Below are 16,829 nucleotides of genomic sequence, written 5' to 3'. Positions count from 1 at the left end.
AGGCCGGTACGGCGGTAACCCCGTACCGGCCCTCGCGGAAACCTCAGCCGAACAGCGCGGGCAGCGTGCCGGAGTGCGTCTCGCGCAGCTCCGCGACCGGCACCTCCAGCACCCCCTCGACCACCAGCGACGTGCCACCGGTGGTGCCGAGCCCGTAGCAGGGCACCTCGTGGTCGGCGCAGAGCGCGGCGAACCGGTCGAACGCCTCCGGCCGGATCACCACCAGCGCGCGCGCCGACGACTCGCTGAACAGGTCGGTGAACGCGTCGCCGCTCAGCGCCACCGTCGCTCCGATGCCCCGCGCCAGGCAGGACTCGGCGAGCGCGATGGCCAGGCCACCGTCGGACAGATCGTGGGAGCCCTCGACGAGCCCCTGCTCGGCGGCCTCCACCAGCACGGTGGCCATGGCCTGCTCGGCCGCAAGGTCGGCCTCGGGCGGCAGGCCGCCGAGGTGGCCGTGGGCGACGTGCGCCCACTCCGAGCCGCCGAACTCCTCCTTCGTCTCACCGAGCAGCGCGATGCGCAGGCCCTCGGCGACGAACCCGGTGGCGACCCGCTTGGCCACGTCGTCGATCACACCGAGCACACCCACGACCGGGGTCGGGTGGATCGGGGTCGAGCCGGTCTGGTTGTAGAAGGAGACGTTGCCGCCGGTGACCGGCACCCCCAGGGTCCGGCAGGCGTCGGCGAGCCCGCGTACGGCCTCGGCGAACTGCCACATGACCTCGGGGTCCTCGGGCGAGCCGAAGTTGAGGCAGTTGGTGACGGCCAGCGGGCGGGCCCCGGTGACGGCGACGTTGCGGTAGGCCTCGGCCAGCGCGAGCTGGGCGCCCGCGTAGGGGTCGAGCCGCGCGTAGCGGCCGTTGCCGTCGGTGGCCAGGGCGATGCCCCTGGTCGTCGGCTCGGCCCCGGCCATGATCTCGGAGATGCGCAGCATCCCGGCGTCGGCGGGCTGGGCGAGCACGGTGTTGGACCGGACGTAGCGGTCGTACTGGGAGGTCACCCACTCCTTGGATGCCAGGTTCGGCGAGCCGAGCAGCTCCAGGAGGGTGGCGCGCAGGTCGGCGGGCCGGTCGAGGCGGTCGGGGGTGTCGGCGTTGAGCGCCGACTGCCCGGCGGGCTCGTGGAACGGCCGCTCGTAGACCGGGCCGTCGTCGGCGGCGGTGCCGGGCGGGATGTCGACGATCGTCTCGCCGTCCCAGGTCATCACCAGCCGGCCGGTGTCGGTGACCTCGCCGATCACGGTGGCCGGGACATCCCACTTCTGGCAGATCGCCATGAACGCCGAGATGTCCGACGGCCGGACCACGGCCATCATCCGCTCCTGCGACTCGCTCATCAGGATCTCCTCGGGCCTGAGCGAGTGATCGCGGAGCGGGACCAGGTTGAGGTCGACGTGCATGCCGCCGGTGCCCTTGGCGGCCAGCTCGGTGGTCGCGCACGAGACGCCGGCCGCGCCGAGGTCCTGGATGCCCACGACCACGTCGGCCGCGTACAGCTCCAGGCAGCACTCGATGAGCAGCTTCTCCATGAACGGGTCGCCCACCTGCACGGCGGGCCGCTTGGCGTGCGACTCGTCCTCGAAGGTCGCCGAGGCGAGCACCGACGCGCCGCCGATGCCGTCGGGCCCGGTCGAGGCGCCGAACAGCACCACCTTGTTGCCCGGCCCCGGCGCGGTGGCCAGCTTGATCTGGTCCTTGCGCAGCAGGCCCACGCAGAGCGCGTTGACCAGCGGGTTGCCGATGTAGCAGGGGTCGAAGACGACCTCGCCGCCGATGTTGGGCAGGCCCAGGCAGTTGCCGTAGCTGCTGATGCCCTCGACCACGCCGGGCAGCACGCGCCGGGTGTCGTTCTGGTCGGCGCCGCCGAAGCGCAGCGCGTCCATGACCGCGATCGGGCGGGCGCCCATCGACATGATGTCGCGGACGATCCCGCCCACGCCGGTGGCGGCGCCCTGGTGCGGCTCCACGTAGGACGGGTGGTTGTGCGACTCGATCTTGAAGGTGGCGGCCCAGCCGTCGCCGATGTCGACGACGCCGGCGTTCTCGCCCATGCCGACGAGCAGTGCGTCGGACTTGGGGGCCTTGGTGGCGAACTGCCGCAGATGCACCTTCGACGACTTGTACGAGCAGTGCTCGGACCACATGACGCTGTAGATGGCCAGCTCGGAGCCCGTGGGACGGCGGCCGAGGATCTCCTTGACCCGGTCGTACTCCTCCTGCTTCATCCCCAGCTCGGCGAACGGCATCGGCTCGGCGGGTGTTTCGACGGCCCGCTTGACGCTGTCGGTGCTCACGCGTTCACCAGCTTCTTGAGGATGGAGGTGAAGAAGCCGAGCCCGTCCGTGCTCGGCGCGCCGACCAGGCTTTCGACGGCGTGCTCGGGGTGCGGCATGAGACCGACCACGTTGCCCGCCTCGTTGCGGATGCCGGCGATGTCGTTGAGGGAGCCGTTGGGGTTGCCGAGGTAACGCACGACCACGCGGTTGTCCGCCTCGAGCGCGGCGAGCGTCTCGGGGTCGGCGACGTAGCGGCCTTCGCCGTGCTTGATGGGCAGCACGACCTCCTGGCCGGGCTCGAACGAGTTGGTCCAGGGCGTGCCGGTCGACTCCACACGGAGCCGCTGGTCACGGCAGACGTAGTGCAGCGACGCGTTGCGCGTCAGCGCGCCCGGCAGCAGGTGCGCCTCGCACAGGATCTGGAACCCGTTGCACGTGCCGAGCACGGGCAGCCCCTCGCGGGCGGCCGGGACGAGCTCCCGCATCAGCGGGGCGAACCGGGAGATGGCGCCACACCGCAGGTAGTCGCCGTAGGAGAAGCCGCCGGGCAGGAAGACGGCGTCCACACCCTTGAGGTCGTGGTCGCCATGCCACAGCGGAACGGCTTCCGCACCGGACAGTCTGATCGCTCTGGCGGCGTCCTGGTCGTCGAGAGTTCCTGGAAAGGTGACTACCCCCACGCGGGCGCTCATGTCTTGCGTCTCCTCCAGCGTTTCGTGGTGTGCACAGCAAGGCTATCTGGTGCTCGTCCATGCCATTCAACGGCGTCATCCCGTACGGCGGGAGCCACGACAGGCACGCGCGCGTCGAGACGGGCCGTCGTGACGGCCCGTGGAGGGGTTGAGAGATCGGCTAGACCGCGGCCAGCTCGCGGGAGCGGCGGTTCGCCGTTTCCTCCCAGGCGAGGGTCTTGCGGAGGTGGACCGTGGTGCCACGGCCGGGAGTGATGCCGAAGGAGATCTCATCCACGACCGAGCGCATGATCAGCAGGCCGCGGCCGTTCTCGGTGTCGGGGGGCGGAAAGGTCATGGGCATCGAGGGGATGCCGACGCCGTTGTCGACCACGCGCACATCGCAGCGGCCGGCCCCGATCGAGGCCGTGACCTCGTAACGGTTGGCCGGGCCGCCGTGGCGTACCGCGTTCGAGCACGCCTCGGAGACCGCGAGCAGCATGTCGGAGATGCACGCCTCGCTCACGTTGAGCGAACGCATCGCATCTCCCAGCACTCGCCTGACCATCGGTATGCCGATCGCATCCCGAGGCAGCGCCAACGAGAACTCAATATCCACCGGACTCCTCCGGGCTCCGGAATGTCACCTGGAGTAGGTTTCCCCGTGAAATCGGGGCTAACCGCAAAATCACGTTGTTGTTATTTACTGTTGGCAAGCCCGTGGCATTGTGGCACGCCCGAAGCCGACTTTAGCCGGTCGCGGGTATTTCGAGGCGTCAAATGTGCCGTTCTACTGTTCAACTCGCACGGTGTAGTCCTCGATCACGGTGTTGGCCAGCAGGGTCTCGGCCATCTTTCGGACGTCCGCAAGTGCCGCCTCGTCGGCCGGCCCCTCCAGGTCGACCTCGAAGCGCTTGCCCTGGCGTACGGCTGAGACTCCGGAGAAGCCCAGCCTGGGCAGTGCGCGGGCGATGGCCTGGCCCTGCGGATCGAGAATCTCGGGCTTCAGCATGACGTCTACGATGACGCGCGCCACTGCGTTCCTCCTGGGTGCGGCGGGAGATGGGAAAGCCAGCCTACCGGCGCGTGTGGCAGGCAACACAACGGGAAGTGGGAGGGCATGGGGCTTGCGCGAAGGGCTGTGACGTCTGCCACCATGTCCCCAAACGCGTACGAACCACCACCACATGGTCCGACGCTCGAAAGGCTGGCCTAAGGTGGCAACCCCATCGACCCCGGCCCTGACCGCACAGGAGTGGCACGTGACACTCGACGCCTCTCGTGGTGCGCAAGCACCCCCGGAGCTCGTCCAGCTCCTCACCCCCGAGGGTGAGCGGGTCGAGCACCCCGACTACGACATCGATCTCAAGCCAGAAGAGGTCAGGTCCCTCTACCGCGACCTCGTACTCGTCCGGCGCATAGACCTGGAAGCCGTCGCTCTGCAGCGGCAGGGCGAGCTCGGCATCTGGGCGTCACTGCTCGGCCAGGAGGCCGCGCAGATCGGCTCCGGCCGCGCGCTGACCGACGCGGACATGGCCTTCCCCACCTACCGCGAGCACGGCGTGGCCTGGTGCCGTGACGTCGACCCGGTGAAGCTGCTCGGCCTGTTCCGCGGGGTGAACCACGGCGGGTGGGACCCCAAGGAGCACAACTTCCACCTGTACACGATCGTGATCGGCAGCCAGACCCTGCACGCCGTCGGCTACGCGATGGGCATCCAGCGCGACGACGCGACCGCGGCCGTCATCGCCTACTTCGGCGACGGCGCCACCTCCCAGGGCGATGTGAACGAGTCGTTCATCTGGGCCAGCGTGTTCAACGCGCCGATCGTGTTCTTCTGCCAGAACAACCAGTGGGCCATCTCCGAGCCGCTGGAGAAGCAGAGCCGCATCCCCCTCTACCGCCGGGCCTCCGGGTTCGGCTTCCCCGGCATCCGGGTCGACGGCAACGACGTGTTCGCCTGCCTCGCCGTGACCAGGCAGGCGCTCAAGAACGCCCGCGAAGGCCAGGGCCCGACGCTCATCGAGGCGTTCACGTACCGTATGGGCGCCCACACCACCACGGACGACCCGACGCGCTACCGCGTGGCGAGCGAGCTGGAGGCGTGGAAGCTCAAGGACCCGATCGAGCGGGTCAAGGCGTACCTGTTCAAGAACGAACTCGCCGACCAGGCCTTCTTCGACTCGGTCGAGAGCGAGGCCGACCAGCTCGGCGCCGACCTGCGCAGGCGCTGCCTGGCGATGCCCGACCCCGCACCGCTCGACATCTTCGACCACGTGTACGCCGAGCCGCACGCGCTGATCGACGAGGAACGTGCCCAATACGCGGCTTACCTGGAAGGCTTTGAGTCATGACCGTGCTCAGCCTGTCCAAGGCGCTCAACGAGGGCATGCGCAAGGCCATGGAGGACGATCCCAAGGTCCTCATCATGGGCGAGGACGTCGGCAAGCTCGGCGGCGTGTTCCGCGTCACCGACGGCCTGCAGAAGGACTTCGGCGAAGACCGGGTCATCGACACCCCGCTGGCCGAGTCGGGCATCATCGGCACCGCGATCGGCCTGGCGCTGCGCGGCTACCGGCCGGTGTGCGAGATCCAGTTCGACGGCTTCGTCTTCCCCGCGGCCGACCAGATCATCACCCAGCTCGCCAAGATGCCGATGCGCTCGCTCGGCGCGATCAAGCTGCCCGTGGTCGTCCGCATCCCCTGCGGCGGCGGCATCGGCGCGGTCGAGCACCACAGCGAGTCCCCCGAGGCGTACTTCACGCACACCGCCGGGCTGCGCGTGGTGGCCTGCTCCAACCCGGCCGACGCCTACACGATGATCCAGCAGGCCATCCGCTGCGAAGACCCGGTCATCTTCTTCGAGCCCAAGCGGCGCTACTGGGAGAAGGCCGAGGTCGACACCGTCGACACCGACTGGTGGATGCCCCTCGACCGCGGCAGGACCGTGCGCCAGGGCACCGGCATCACGCTGATCGCCTACGGCCCGATGGTGAAGACCTGCCTGGAGGCCGCCACGGCCGCCGAGGCCGACGGGCGCTCGGTCGAGGTCATCGACCTGCGCTCGCTCAACCCGCTCGACACGCCGCTGGTGATGGACTCGGTACGCCGTACCGGCCGGGCCCTGGTGGTGCACGAGGCGCCGGTCAACAGCGGCTTCGGCGCCGAGCTGGCGGCCCGGATCACCGAGCAGTGCTTCTACCGGCTGGAGTCACCGGTGCTGCGCGTCGGCGGCTTCTCCACGCCCTACCCCCCGTCGAAGCTGGAGGAGCACTACCTGCCCGACCTGGACAGGGTGCTCGACGCCGTCGACCGTGCCTTCGGCTACTGAGGAGGGGCCTCATGCGACGTGAATTCAAGCTCCCCGACGTCGGCGAAGGCCTGACGGAGGCGGAGATCGTCCGCTGGCACGTCAAGGCCGGCGACGCGGTCAAGGTCAACCAGATCGTCGTGGAGATCGAGACGGCCAAGTCCATCGTCGAACTGCCGATCCCCTGGGACGGCGTGGTCTCCGGCCTGATGGCCGACGAGGGCCAGACGATCGACGTCGGCCTCCCGATCATCGCCGTCGACACGGATGAGCCGGACGACGACGCCGGCCAGGCGGCCGACGCCTTCGGCGATGAGGCCGCCCGGGTCGAGGCGCTGGTGGACGACCTGGTCCCGCGACCCCCGGCCGAGGGGGCCGTCGAACCCGGCGCCCACGGCAGTCCCGCTCCCAAGGAGGAACGCCAGGCGGTCCTGGTCGGCTACGGCGTCAAAACCGGCGCCACCAAACGCCGCCCCCGCAAATCCCGCCCTGACAAGCCCGCCGGCTCCGGCCAGCCGCCGGTGATCCCGGCCACTCCGGTCGCGAACCCGTCCCGCATCGAGGTCTCCACCGTGCCCGTTGCCGCCCAGGTCGCCGTCCTGGCCAAACCGCCGGTACGCAAGCTGGCCAAGGACCTGGGCGTGGATCTGGCCGGCCTGGCGGGTTCGGGCCCCCACGGCTCGATCACCCGGGACGACGTCCACGCCGCCGTGGCGGGGCCCGCCCCTCAGACGGCACCCCAGCAGGGCGAGGAGCGCATCCCCGTCAAGGGCGTCCGCAAGATGACCGCCCAGGCCATGGTGGCCAGCGCCTTCACCGCCCCGCACGTCACCGAGTTCCTCCAGCTCGACGTCACCGAGACCATGGACGCGGTCCGGCGTCTGCGCACGCTCCCGGACTTCGCCGAGGTCAAGGTCTCGCCGCTGCTCCTGGTCGCCAAGGCCGTGCTCACGGCCGCCAGGCGGCACCCGATGATCAACTCCTCGTGGGACGAGGCCGCTCAGGAGATCGTGGTCAAGCACTACGTCAACCTGGGCATCGCCGCGGCCACCCCGCGCGGTCTCGTCGTCCCCAACATCAAGTCCGCCCACCAGCTGTCCCTCCCCGAACTGGCCGCCGAACTGGGCCGGCTGGCGGAGACCGCCAGGGCGGGCCGCACCCAACCGGCCGAGATGGCGGGCGGCACGATCACGATCACGAACGTGGGCGTGTTCGGCGTCGACACCGGCACCCCGATCCTGAACCCGGGCGAGGCCGCCATCCTCGCCTTCGGCCAGATACGGGACATGCCGTGGGTGGTGGACGGCGAGCTGGCGGTACGCAAGGTCACGACCCTGGCGCTCTCCTTCGACCACCGGATCGTGGACGGCGAGCTGGGGTCGCTGTTCCTGCGCGACGTCGGCGCCATGCTGGAGGACCCGCTCCGCATGCTCGCCTGGAGCTGACCGACGGCGACCCGCCCGTCTGACCGACGGCGATCCGCTCGTCTGACCGAGGGCGGGCGCGAGGGTCCGCTCGTCTAACCGAGGGTCCGCTTGTCTAACCGAGAGTGGGCGCGAGGACCCGCTTGTCCGCTGAGGTCGGGCCGTATGACCCGACCCAGACGGGCGCGCCCAGGGCGTCCGCCACCGCCGCGGGCCAGTCGGTGACGGCGTCGCCGTACACCGGCTTGGCCCGCAACAGGCGAGCGGTGAGCGCGGCCCCGTCACCAACCTGGAGGTCCGTCTCGTACGCGGGGCCCTCATCCGCGACGCCCTCGTACGCGTGGCACAGTCGCGACACCGGCGCGTCCAGGTGCGTGAGCGCCAGCCCGTCGACACCTCCTGCCACCGCCACCGCGTACCGATGCGCCACGGCGTCGAAGTGCCCCACCCGGAACGGCCCCTGCCACGGCCCCGTGCCGTTGTGCCGCTCCGGCAGCTCCAGCGTGGGGTCCTCCGTGACCAGCGGCCCCGGCCCGTGCCGGGGCGTGTAGGTCCGCAGCACGCCGAGCCGGACGGCCCCGGCCCCGCCCAGCAGCTCCAGCGCGTTCGCGAACGTCGTGGTGCTCCAGGTCGTGTACGGGTCGAACCCGTGGTTCTCGTCCAGCAACACCCCCTGCGCCCCCTCGAACACCACCGGCCCCCGCCTGAGCAGGTCATCAGTGGAATCCACCAGCCGGACCCGCGACGCGAACCCCCGGTAGGCCGCCACGCAGTCCGCCACCGGCGGCCCGTCCACCCCCAGCGCCTCCCGCAGCACGCCGAGCTTGCGGGTCAGCGTCGCGGGAGAGTCGCCCGCGCGCGGGGCGAGCGGGCCGTGCGCCAGCGCGTACGCCATCGTCTCGCCGATGCCCATCCCGCACGACCCGTGCCGCTCCGCCCCGCGCGCCAGCTCCCGCCGGCGGCCCGCCTCGATGTGGTAGGGCGTGGCCAGCAGGCAGTCCCGATGGACCGTGAGCAACCCGAACGGATCAGGCACGCCGAGCCGTGCCAGATGGGCGGCTTCGGCGGAGAGCGCCAGCGGATCGACCACCACGAACCTCGACAGATGCGTCGGCACACCCCGCAACGTCCCCGAGCCGAACTGCGCGAACGTGTGGTGCCGGCCATCCGGCAGCACCACGTTGTGCGCCGCCTGCGCGCCGCCGTTGAAGCGGACCACCGCGTGGACCGGCCGGGTGGCGCACAGCCAGTCCACGACGGTACCCTTGCCCGCGTCGCCGTACCCGAGGTCGGCGACGATGACGTGTTCGCTCACGCGTCCGGCCCGTCGAGCGGTTCTGAGATGACGTGCTCGCTCACGCGTCGAGCCCGTCGAGCGGCTCCGACACCACGAGGGTGCCTCGGTCGAGCTTGGCCAGCGCCTTCGACACCGAGGCGCCGGCGCGCGAGCCGAGCCCGGACAGATCGTTGAGGCCCTCGTCGAGGCCGATGGCGTCCTCGCCGAGCCCGACCGTGAGCGCGATCGTCTCGCAGACCGCGTCCAGGTCGTCGAGCTCCAGCACGTTCTGGCCGAGCAGGCCGCGCCAGGTGCTCAGCACCTTCGCGTTCCCGGCGTAGCTGGCCCCGGCGGGCAGGATGTAGTAGACGTCGTACTTCTGGGTCAGCTCGGCGACCATCGCCGCGACGTCGATGTCGCGCTGGCGCGGGTCGCCGATCAGCTTGTTGACGGCCTTCCCGCTGACCCGCGGATAGGGCAGCTCGTCGCCGATCATGAACAGGTATCCCCGCTTGCCGCGCTTCTCATAGCAGTCGATCGAGGTGTGCCTGGCCATGAAGTACATGGCCAGCTCGTACGACTCGCACATCTGGCCGCCGCCCCCGCCCTCCAGCAGGATCTGGCCGAGCTGGTCGTCCATGCGGTTGTCGGACTCGAACTGCCCGACCTGGAGCGGCGCCCGGTCACAGGTGGCGTCACCGATCGCGCCGAACATGATCTGCGGATCCGTGGCGTACCCCTTGCGCAGCAGCAGCCCGAGCAGGTCGGGCAGCTTGGCCTGCAGCGTGCGCGGGACGTTGCCCATCGAGCCGGTGACGTCGAAGAGCACGGCGACGGCCAGCGAGTCCGGGTGTTCGTCGGAGTCGCGGCTCTCCCGGGTGATGCCGAACGGGTCGAGGTCGGGGTGGGTGGTGGAGGCGCCGCCGTCGCTGTAGGCGAAGGCGCTGGCGCCGGTGGCGGCCCGGTAGTGGGCGGCCGAGCTGTAGACGTCGGTGGACCAGATTCCGCTGCCCATGATCTTCTCCTTAGAGGTGAAGGGGCCGGTAGGTACGCGGCCCGTAAAGGTCTTCGAGGAGCTCGTCGAGCTCGGTGAGCAGCGCCCACGCGTCGGCGGGCGGGCGCCGCAGGCAGCCGCGGACGAAGGCGCGCATCGCCCGGGGGTGGTCGCCGAGCAGCCCGGCGACGCATCGGGTGACGCCCAGGACGTCGTCCGCGGCGTCCTCTGATGCGTTGGAAAGCTGCGATGCGCACCAGTCGACGAGGACGAGTCCGTGGTCGATGGGGTGGACGAGTACGTGGCGGGGGAGCACGGCGCCGTGCGTGACTCCGGCCCGGTGCGCCAGGCCGGTGGCCACCAGCAGCCGCCGCCAGATCCAGGCCACGTCCCGGGGGTCGAGGCCGGTGCCGAGCCGGGTCAGGGTGACGAAGCCGCTGGGTGCCCGGCTGAGGACGTTCGCCTGCCGCACGGTCCGCCCAGCTTTATGCCGAAATTTCGAGACAAGGCGGGGGATGTACGGCAGGAAGCGCGGGTCCGCGTCCGAGGCGATCTGAGTGAGTGCGGCGGCCTCCCGCACCAGCAGGTGGTTGTCGGCCGGGTCGCGCGGCAGCTTGAGCACCGCGTCCCCGTCGGCCGGGTACAGGACGGCGGTGCCGCCCCGATGCAGGAGCGGCCCGATCCGATAGGGCCCCACCCGCTGGCCGCGGTTGTAGTCGGACCACAGCTCGGCCAGCCTGGCGAACGCCCCCGCGGTCCCCGGAGACACGTCCGGGTGGAGCAACCGGGCCAGGCGCCGGTAGACCCGCGCGGGGGAGTCGCCCGCGAAGAGGTCGCCGGCCGAACGCGCCCCTGTGACGATCGACGCGGCATCCTCTGCGTTCACCGGATCTCCTCCTCCCGCGAAGGCCGCAGCAGGGCGGGATGCAGCAGCCGGGCGTCGCCCGCGCGGTACAGCTTGGCCCGCGGCCCGCCCTTGGGCCCGCCGGTCTGCGTGGTCTCGCCGGTGCCCTCCACGAACCCGGGCACCGACAGCACCTTGCGGTGGAAGTTGCCCGCGTGCAGGGGCGTGCCCCACACGCTCTCGTAGATCAGCCGCAGCTCGGAGATCGTGAACGTGTCTCCCGCGAAGGTCGTGGCCAGCGGGGTGTACTCCAGCTTCGACCGGGCCCGCTCCACGCCGTCGGCCAGGATGCGCTGATGGTCGAAGGCCAGTCGCGGCACGTCGTCGACCGGATGCCACACGGCCGCCGCCGCGTCGGTGCCCGCCCGGGGGTCGGGCAGGTCGGGGGCGAAGGCCAGGTACGAGATCGACACCACGCGCATCCGCGGGTCCCTGCCGGGCCCGCCGAAGCTGGCCAACTGCTCGATGTGCGCGGGCGCGGTGTCCAGCCCGGTCTCCTCGGCCAGCTCGCGTACCGCCGCCTCGGCCAGGTCCTCGTCGGGCCGGATGAAGCCGCCGGGCAGTGCCCAGGCGCCCTCGTACGGCTCGACGCCGCGCTCCACGATCAGGACGTGCAGCCGCCGGTCGCGGATGGTCAGCGCCACCACGTCGACCGTCACCGCGACCGGTGGGTACCGCCGCGGGTCGTAGCCGGCCAGGAACTCTTCCATCGCACGTCCTTCTCAAAGTGAGTCAATCTCTCTCTGAGAATAACCAGCCAACCCCAACATGTCCACAAATTTGGGCATTTACGAGATCGCGTTTAGTTGTTAAGAAGGTTTATTAACAAACTCCATCGAGCTTGCGAGGACCCATGGCCCGCTCCCGGCTCATCCTCATCCTGCTCTGGACCTGCACTTTGCTGGTCAGCGCAGGGGGTGTCGCCCTGGCCGCACCGGCGGCGACCGCCTCCTCTACAGCCCTCTCCGGCTACAAGATCCAGTCATCCGCCAAGGTGTCGGACTCCGGCACCGCGATCTCCACTCCCGGCTACGCGGCCTCCGGCTGGTATCCGGTCGGCCCGCGCTCGACCGTCCTGGCGGGGCTGCTGGAGAACAACGTCTACTCCGACCCGTTCTTCTCCACGAACATGCAGTCGATCCCGACCGCCGACTTCGACGTGCCCTGGTGGTACCGCTCGGACTTCACGCTCGGCTCCGAGACCGGCTTACGCACGTTCCTCGACTTCAGCGGTGTGATGTCGAGCGCCGACGTGTGGGTCAACGGCAGCCAGGTGGCCACCGCCGCCCAGGTCGCCGGCGCCTACACCCGGCACGAACGCGACGTCACCGCACTGGTCCACCCGGGCGTCAACTCGGTGGCCTTCCGCGTCAACGCCAACAACCCGAACAACCACCTGACGATCGGCTGGATCGACTGGGTGCAGGTTCCGCGTGACGACAACACGGGCATCTTCCGTGACGTGCTGATCAGGCGCAGCGCCGACGTCTCCTTACGCGACGCGCACGTGATCACCAACCTGGCCGTGCCCGCGCTCGACCGGGCCGACCTCACGATCAAGGCCGACGTACGCAACGGCACCGGCAGCGCGGTGACCACCACGGTCAGCGGCACGATCGGCTCGCTCACGTTCTCCCAGAACGTCTCGCTCGCGGCGAACGAGACGAAGCGGATCACGTTCAGCCAGACACTGACGAACCCACAGGTCTGGTGGCCCTACCAAATGGGCGCCCAGCCGCAGTACGACCTCGGCCTCACGGCGACCGTCGGCGGCGCGGTGAGCGACACGCTGACCCAGCGCTTCGGCGTCCGCAAGGTCGAGTCGGCCAAGAACGCCAGCGGCCGCCGCTTCTACAAGATCAACGGCCGGTCGATCCTGATCAGGGGCGGCGGCTGGTCACCGGACATCTTCCTGCGCAAAGACCTGCGCTACCTGGAGGACAAGATCCGGTACGTCAAGGACCTCGGCCTGAACACCATCCGGGTCGAAGGCCACCTGGACACCGACGAGCTCTACGACCTGGCCGACAAGTACGGCATCCTGACCATGCCCGGCTGGGAGTGCTGTAACAAGTGGGAAGGCACCTTCGCCACGGCCGACTACCCCATCGCCAAGGCGTCGATGCAGGCGGAGGCCACCAGGCTGCGTAACCACCCCAGCGTGATCTCGTTCCTGATCGGCTCCGACAACCCGCCGTCGGCCCAGAAGGAGACCAACTACCTCGACGCGCTGACGGCCGCCGAGTGGCCGCTGCCGATCGTCTCCGTGGCCTCGGACAAGTCCAGCCCGCAACTGGGCAACTCGGGCCTTAAGATGCCGGGCCCGTACGAGTGGGTGCCGCCGAACTACTGGTACAACAAGCGCGAAGGCGGCGCGTTCGGCTTCAACTCCGAGACCAGCGCCGGCCCGGACGTCCCGACGCTCGACTCGCTCAAGCGAATGATGACCACCGCACAGATCAACTCGCTCTGGCAGAGCCCGAGCGCGACGCAGTATCACCGCTCCCCGTCGAGCACGTTCAACAACCTGACGATCTATCACAACGCCCTCAGAGGCCGGTACGGCGTGCCGTCCAGCCTGACGGACTACGTGAAGAAGGCGCAGCTCGCCCAGTACGAGGCGGTCCGCGCGCAGTTCGAGGCGTACGGCCGCAACTTCACCGACTCCAGCAACCCCTCGACCGGCGTCATCTACTGGATGCTCAACAGCGGCTGGTCGTCGCTGCACTGGCAGTTGTTCGACTACTACCTCGACCAGGGCGGCTCCTACTGGGGCGCCCGTGAGGCGAACAGGCCGCTGCACGTGCAGTACTCCTACGACAACAAGTCCGTCGTCGTGGTCAACTCGGGCACCTCGGCAGCCTCGGGCCTGACGGTCAAGACCGACGTGTTCAACATGGACGGCACCTCGAAGTACACCAACACGGCCACGGTCACCGTCCCCGCCGACGGCGGCAAGGCCACCGCGGTCACCGTCCCGTCGATCAGCGGCCTGTCCACGACCTACCTCGTACGGCTCACCCTGCTGCGGGGCGGCGAGGAGATCGACCGCAACGTGTACGCGCTGTCCACGGCGAGCGACGTCATCGACTGGGACAACAACGACTGGTACTACGTGCCGACCACCAGTTACGCCAACCTGACCGGGCTCAACAGCCTGGCGCAGGCCCCGATCACCGCCACCGCCACGTCGCCGTCCCCCGGGACCGTCGCGGTGACGATCAGCAACACCGGCACGGGCAAGATCCCGGCGTTCATGCTCGACGCGCACGTCGTGGACGCGTCAGGCAAGCCGGTGCTGCCGATCCAGTGGTCGGACAACGCGATCAGCCTCTGGCCGGGCGAGTCGAAGACCCTGACCGCCACCTACCGGGCCACCGACCTGAGCGGCGCGGCGAGCGTCAGGGTCTCCGGCTGGAACACCGCGACGCTCACCGTCCCGACCGGCCCCCCGGACACCGAGAACCCGACCACCCCCGGGAACCTGCACAGCACCGCCAAGACGTCCTCCAGCGTCTCGCTGGCCTGGGACGCCTCGTCCGACAACACCGGAGTGACCGGCTATGACGTCTACAACGGCACGACCCTGGCCACCACGGTCACCGGCACGACGGCCACGGTCTCGGGCCTGACGGCCGCCACGGCGTACACGTTCACGGTCAAGGCCCGCGACGCGGCCGGCAACACCTCGGCCGCCTCGAACGCGGTGACCGAGACCACCGGCAGCGGCCCGGTCGTCTACCAGGCCGAGGACGCGACGATCTCCCAGGGCGCGGCGGAGTCGAACCACGACGGCTACACCGGCACCGGGTTCGTCAACTACGACAACGTGACCGGCAGCTACGTCGAGTGGACGGTCAACGCCCCCGTGGCGGGACCGGTCACTCTGGAGCTGCGCTACGCCAACGGCACCACGGTGAACCGGCCGATGGCCATCGCGGTCAACGGCGGCACGGCGGTCAACCGCGACTTCAACGGCACCGGCGACTGGGACACCTGGCAGACCTCCACCCTCACCGTCAACCTCACGCAAGGAGCCAACAAGATCAGAGCCACCGCCACCACGGCCAACGGCGGACCGAACGTCGACCGGATCTCGATAGGCTGACCCCATGATTCGCCACGTCGTGCTGTTCACCTGGACCGAGGACGCCACCGAGGAGCAGAAAGCCACGGTCGCGACAGAGTTGCGCAAACTGCCGGGGATCATCCCGGAGATCCGGTCCTACACGGCGGACGCCGACGCGGGCATCAACCAGGGCAACCACGAGTTCGGGGTGGTCGCCGACTTCGACAACGTCGACGACTACCTGGTGTACCGCGATCACCCTCAACACCAGAAGGTGATCGCGGAACACATCAGGCCCATCATGGCGAGCCGCGCGGCCGTGCAGTTCAGCTCTTAGGCACCTCGTCGGTCCAGCCCAGCCGCTTGAGCAGGAAGGCCTCGAACGGGGGGCCGACCGGAAGGATCGGCAGCAGCCCCTCCTTCCGCCAGGTCAGCCTGCTCTGTACGGCGAGCAGATCGCCGCTCTCCCGGTCGATGACGATCTCCTGCCGCCTGGAGTCGCCGAACATCAAGGCGACGCCGGCGCGCCCCTCGTCGTCCTTGGCCCCGTCGACCACCCGCACGCCGGGCAGACCGGCGAGCATCCGGTAGACCGCCGCCCGCGTGCCCTGGGTGCTCGGCGCGTCGAGGAGCAGCCAACTGCCCGCCTCCCAGAGCCAGCTCTCCTGGCTGTCGATGCCGTTCGCGGGATACCGCCGCTTCAGCAACTCGGCCTTGAGCGCGTCGGCGTCGGTCGGTAGCTGCGCCACGGGCTTCAGCGTTTTGGTGTCCACGGAGGTGAAGAAGATCTTGCTGATCGTGCAACCGCCCCCGGGGTCGCAGAGCGGTGGCGAGCCGGCCTCCTTCCACGCCCGCTTGTCGGCCGGGCTGAACGGCACGGCGGTCACGTCCCCGTTCTCGGTCCGCTCCTCCCCCGCCCGGTTCACCCACAGCACTTTGCTGCCCCGCCGCTCGATGAGGTAAGTGGGGTTCTCGGACGTGGCGATCCGCCGCTCCACCCGGAGCATCTCCCGCCGCCACCAGGCGCCCGTGCCCTCGGGCTGCGCGGCCAGCCGGTCCGCCGCCGCCCCGAGCACCGCGGGGACGTTCGAGGTGGTGGCCGTGTCGACCTCGCCCCGGCCCAGCCTGGGCACCACAACGAACCCGCCGACCAGCACCAGGGCCACGGACGCGGCCGCCAGCGCCACCCCGGACCAGCCAGGCAGGCGGCGGCGCGGGGGGCCGCTCAGCACCCGGGCGCGGACCGCCATCACCCGGGCCGGGTCGGCGGGCCGCACGTCCGGCATCACGTCGTCGATGAGCGCGGACACCGCCTCATCATCGAGCTGGAACTTCTTCATCACACCTCAACTCCCAACGCGTCACGCAGCTTGGTCCTGGCCCGGCTCAGCCGCGAGGCGACGGTGCCGTAGGCGACGCCGAGCGCCGCGCCCACCTCGTCGTAGGTCAGCCCGCCGAACGCGACGAGCAACAGCACGTCGCGCTCCCCGCGCGACAGCCCGGCCAGCGCGGCCGACAGTTTCTGGACGCTCACCCCGGCGGCGACCCGATCCACGACCCGCTGGTCGTGGCCGCCGTCGTCGGGTGAGGGCCCGGATCTGGCCAGTGCCCGGTAGCGCCGCATCTCGGCCCGCCGGTGCCTGCCGATGAGGTTGGTGGCGATGCCGTACAGCCATGGCCTGATGCCGCCCTTGGCGGCGTCGAAGCTGTCGCGACGGCGGAACGCGACGAGGAAGGTCTCGGCGGCGAGGTCCTCGGCGATGTCGAGATCGAGGCGGCGGCCGATGTAGCGGCGGATCTCCTCGTAGTGCGCGTCGAAGACCGTGGCGAACCGCTCGGGATCGGCGACCGCTCCGTCAAGAGACGTGATCATGCAAGGGTCTCCCTTGCCGGGGAACAGGGA

General features: G+C 69.9%; 15 protein-coding genes. 5 read left to right on the top strand and 10 right to left on the bottom strand.

Features of this window, described 5'->3' with window-relative positions:
* Positions 1–43: 43 nt before the first annotated feature.
* From purL to purS, 4 genes are all read right to left on the bottom strand, one after another.
* Positions 44–2,248, bottom strand: a complete 2,205-nt coding sequence (gene purL, locus AB0F17_RS10305; RefSeq protein WP_358020846.1) for a phosphoribosylformylglycinamidine synthase subunit PurL — start codon at positions 2,246–2,248, stop codon at positions 44–46.
* A gap of 44 nt (positions 2,249–2,292) precedes the next feature.
* Complete coding sequence (gene purQ / locus AB0F17_RS10300; protein ID WP_358019398.1) at positions 2,293–2,970, bottom strand: phosphoribosylformylglycinamidine synthase subunit PurQ; 678 nt, start codon at positions 2,968–2,970, stop codon at positions 2,293–2,295.
* A 160-nt stretch (positions 2,971–3,130) separates the two neighbouring features.
* Complete coding sequence (locus tag AB0F17_RS10295; RefSeq protein WP_358020843.1) at positions 3,131–3,517, bottom strand: ATP-binding protein; 387 nt, start codon at positions 3,515–3,517, stop codon at positions 3,131–3,133.
* A gap of 222 nt (positions 3,518–3,739) precedes the next feature.
* The gene (gene purS / locus AB0F17_RS10290) at positions 3,740–3,985 is read right to left on the bottom strand and encodes a phosphoribosylformylglycinamidine synthase subunit PurS (RefSeq protein WP_214643517.1); all 246 of its coding nucleotides are present in this window, start codon (positions 3,983–3,985) and stop codon (positions 3,740–3,742) included.
* A gap of 226 nt (positions 3,986–4,211) precedes the next feature.
* On the opposite strand from purS, the gene pdhA reads away from it, so the two are divergent.
* Genes pdhA through AB0F17_RS10275 form a run of 3 tightly spaced genes read left to right on the top strand, consistent with a single transcriptional unit; the run spans position 4,212 to position 7,704 of the window.
* Complete coding sequence (gene pdhA / locus AB0F17_RS10285) at positions 4,212–5,303, top strand: pyruvate dehydrogenase (acetyl-transferring) E1 component subunit alpha (protein ID WP_358019394.1); 1,092 nt, start codon at positions 4,212–4,214, stop codon at positions 5,301–5,303.
* Positions 5,300–6,280, top strand: a complete 981-nt coding sequence (locus AB0F17_RS10280; protein ID WP_358019391.1) for an alpha-ketoacid dehydrogenase subunit beta — start codon at positions 5,300–5,302, stop codon at positions 6,278–6,280. The genes pdhA and AB0F17_RS10280 overlap by 4 nt, the downstream gene beginning before the upstream one ends.
* Before the next feature lie 11 nt (positions 6,281–6,291).
* A complete protein-coding gene (locus tag AB0F17_RS10275; protein ID WP_358019388.1) occupies positions 6,292–7,704 on the top strand; it encodes a dihydrolipoamide acetyltransferase family protein in 1,413 nt (470 codons plus the stop codon).
* A gap of 94 nt (positions 7,705–7,798) precedes the next feature.
* Here the strand turns inward: AB0F17_RS10275 and AB0F17_RS10270 are convergent, their stop codons facing one another.
* From AB0F17_RS10270 to AB0F17_RS10255, 4 genes are read right to left on the bottom strand one after another with little or no spacing between them, the layout of a single operon-like run.
* A complete protein-coding gene (locus tag AB0F17_RS10270; RefSeq protein WP_358019386.1) occupies positions 7,799–8,998 on the bottom strand; it encodes an adenylosuccinate synthetase in 1,200 nt (399 codons plus the stop codon).
* 40 nt (positions 8,999–9,038) lie between these two features.
* On the bottom strand, positions 9,039–9,974 hold the full coding sequence (locus tag AB0F17_RS10265; protein WP_358019383.1) for a hypothetical protein: 936 nt from the start codon (positions 9,972–9,974) through the stop codon (positions 9,039–9,041).
* A 10-nt stretch (positions 9,975–9,984) separates the two neighbouring features.
* Positions 9,985–10,839, bottom strand: a complete 855-nt coding sequence (locus AB0F17_RS10260) for a molecular chaperone DnaJ (RefSeq protein WP_358019380.1) — start codon at positions 10,837–10,839, stop codon at positions 9,985–9,987.
* Positions 10,836–11,567, bottom strand: a complete 732-nt coding sequence (locus tag AB0F17_RS10255) for an NUDIX hydrolase (protein ID WP_358019377.1) — start codon at positions 11,565–11,567, stop codon at positions 10,836–10,838. Before AB0F17_RS10255 ends, AB0F17_RS10260 begins: the two co-directional genes overlap by 4 nt.
* Positions 11,568–11,710: 143 nt before the next feature.
* On the opposite strand from AB0F17_RS10255, the gene AB0F17_RS10250 reads away from it, so the two are divergent.
* Together AB0F17_RS10250 and AB0F17_RS10245 are read left to right on the top strand one after the other, a co-directional pair.
* Positions 11,711–14,965: a fibronectin type III domain-containing protein gene (locus AB0F17_RS10250; RefSeq protein ID WP_358019374.1), complete on the top strand. Its 3,255-nt coding sequence runs from the start codon at positions 11,711–11,713 to the stop codon at positions 14,963–14,965.
* 4 nt (positions 14,966–14,969) lie between these two features.
* Positions 14,970–15,263 carry a Dabb family protein gene (locus AB0F17_RS10245; protein ID WP_358019371.1) on the top strand — a complete coding sequence of 98 codons (294 nt, stop codon included), beginning with the start codon at positions 14,970–14,972 and terminating at the stop codon, positions 15,261–15,263.
* On the opposite strand, the gene AB0F17_RS10240 is transcribed toward AB0F17_RS10245, so the two are convergent.
* Both AB0F17_RS10240 and AB0F17_RS10235 read right to left on the bottom strand, forming a co-directional pair.
* Positions 15,253–16,266: a CU044_5270 family protein gene (locus AB0F17_RS10240; protein ID WP_358019368.1), complete on the bottom strand. Its 1,014-nt coding sequence runs from the start codon at positions 16,264–16,266 to the stop codon at positions 15,253–15,255. The genes AB0F17_RS10245 and AB0F17_RS10240 overlap by 11 nt on opposite strands.
* Positions 16,266–16,799, bottom strand: coding sequence for an RNA polymerase sigma factor (locus tag AB0F17_RS10235; RefSeq protein ID WP_358019365.1), 534 nt, complete (start codon positions 16,797–16,799; stop codon positions 16,266–16,268). The genes AB0F17_RS10240 and AB0F17_RS10235 overlap by 1 nt, the downstream gene beginning before the upstream one ends.
* Positions 16,800–16,829: the final 30 nt, after the last annotated feature.

The organism is Nonomuraea sp. NPDC026600 (assembly GCF_040638335.1).
In the GTDB taxonomy this organism is placed as follows: domain Bacteria; phylum Actinomycetota; class Actinomycetes; order Streptosporangiales; family Streptosporangiaceae; genus Nonomuraea.
This window is presented reverse-complemented; position numbering and strand designations above follow the sequence as displayed.

What these genes read in the sequence shown, in the direction of transcription:
- purL (WP_358020846.1), bottom strand. Translation starts at nt 2,248, where the DNA reads ATGCCGTTCGCCGAGCTGGGGATGAAGCAGGAGGAGTACGACCGGGTC.
- purQ (WP_358019398.1), bottom strand. Translation starts at nt 2,970, where the DNA reads ATGAGCGCCCGCGTGGGGGTAGTCACCTTTCCAGGAACTCTCGACGAC.
- AB0F17_RS10295 (WP_358020843.1), bottom strand. Translation starts at nt 3,517, where the DNA reads ATGGTCAGGCGAGTGCTGGGAGATGCGATGCGTTCGCTCAACGTGAGC.
- AB0F17_RS10280 (WP_358019391.1), top strand. Translation starts at nt 5,300, where the DNA reads ATGACCGTGCTCAGCCTGTCCAAGGCGCTCAACGAGGGCATGCGCAAG.
- AB0F17_RS10275 (WP_358019388.1), top strand. Translation starts at nt 6,292, where the DNA reads ATGCGACGTGAATTCAAGCTCCCCGACGTCGGCGAAGGCCTGACGGAG.
- AB0F17_RS10265 (WP_358019383.1), bottom strand. Translation starts at nt 9,974, where the DNA reads ATGGGCAGCGGAATCTGGTCCACCGACGTCTACAGCTCGGCCGCCCAC.
- AB0F17_RS10255 (WP_358019377.1), bottom strand. Translation starts at nt 11,567, where the DNA reads ATGGAAGAGTTCCTGGCCGGCTACGACCCGCGGCGGTACCCACCGGTC.
- AB0F17_RS10250 (WP_358019374.1), top strand. Translation starts at nt 11,711, where the DNA reads ATGGCCCGCTCCCGGCTCATCCTCATCCTGCTCTGGACCTGCACTTTG.
- AB0F17_RS10245 (WP_358019371.1), top strand. Translation starts at nt 14,970, where the DNA reads ATGATTCGCCACGTCGTGCTGTTCACCTGGACCGAGGACGCCACCGAG.
- AB0F17_RS10240 (WP_358019368.1), bottom strand. Translation starts at nt 16,266, where the DNA reads ATGAAGAAGTTCCAGCTCGATGATGAGGCGGTGTCCGCGCTCATCGAC.
- AB0F17_RS10235 (WP_358019365.1), bottom strand. Translation starts at nt 16,799, where the DNA reads ATGATCACGTCTCTTGACGGAGCGGTCGCCGATCCCGAGCGGTTCGCC.